The 967-nt window shown below is 51.9% G+C and carries 2 protein-coding genes; one reads left to right on the top strand and one right to left on the bottom strand.

All coding sequences use genetic code 11. The features are described from left to right. The coding region (locus tag CFR80_RS18410) for a transposase (protein ID WP_146221661.1) at positions 1–171 on the bottom strand (171 nt) is incomplete at its 3' end. 24 nt (positions 172–195) lie between these two features. On the opposite strand from CFR80_RS18410, the gene CFR80_RS18415 reads away from it, so the two are divergent. Beyond that, a complete protein-coding gene (locus CFR80_RS18415; protein WP_181418284.1) occupies positions 196–663 on the top strand; it encodes a ComEC/Rec2 family competence protein in 468 nt (155 codons plus the stop codon). Positions 664–967: the final 304 nt, after the last annotated feature.

The raw sequence follows: 967 nt of genomic DNA on the forward strand, positions 1-967 counted from the left end.
AAAAAGGCTTGCCATGCCTTCGATCGCCTGGCGCTTCCATTGGGCGATCATCGTCTGATGCACGCCATGTTTCGACGCCAACTCCGCCAGCGTCAGTTCCCCACGGATCGCCTCCAGGGCAACCCGTGATTTGAACTCCGCCGCATACCGTTTCCGCGTAACCTTGCCCATAAAACACGTCCTCGTTCAGGCCAGATGATAGCTTATCGCCCTGTCCGAAAAATGGGGACCACTTCTGGCAGCTCAATCGCGACGATCATTCAACTTGGCGGTGCTCGTGTCTTGATGCTCGCAGATGCGTGGGCAGAGGATGTTGTTCCAGCGCTCCAGACGCTCCAGTCAAACGGTGCCTCAATGCTCTTCGACGTGATTAAGATTTCCCATCACGGAAGTCTGCGCAACACAAGTCCTGACTTGCTCCGAATTGTCGATGCTCCTAGGTACATCGTTTCGTCGAACGGCAATGCGCATGGCCATCCTGACATCGAAGTGCTTACGGCCATTGTAGACCGGCCGGCATCGTTTCCCCGCGCAATTTATTTCAACTACCCAACGCCAGCTTCAGCCCTCCTTCGCGATCACGTTTCTAAGAGCGGGGTACCATTTACCGTGGATGACAATGCTACGGATTGGATTGAGATTAAAGGACAAACAGATGATTGACGTGCAGATTAAGCTTGCAACTTGTGAGGTTAATTGTGACGGCAACACTGGGACCGGATGGTTGGTCACACCTTCCCGAGTGATCACGGCTCGTCACTGTGTGTATGAGGCGATCTCTACTCAGGCACAGATTAGCGTGCATTTCGATCATGAATCGGCCTCTAACGAAATCATTGCGAGCGTGATTGCAGACGATGAGAGCCTTGGTAATCCCCCCATAAAAAGAGTGACTTTTGAATGAGAATTTTCTCAGCGTAAGAATTGAGGAGATTCTGATGAAGAGTGATCGCTTTACTGACGCCCA

Origin of the sequence: Komagataeibacter oboediens (assembly GCF_003207815.1) — a bacterium.
GTDB classification, from domain to species: domain Bacteria; phylum Pseudomonadota; class Alphaproteobacteria; order Acetobacterales; family Acetobacteraceae; genus Komagataeibacter; species Komagataeibacter oboediens.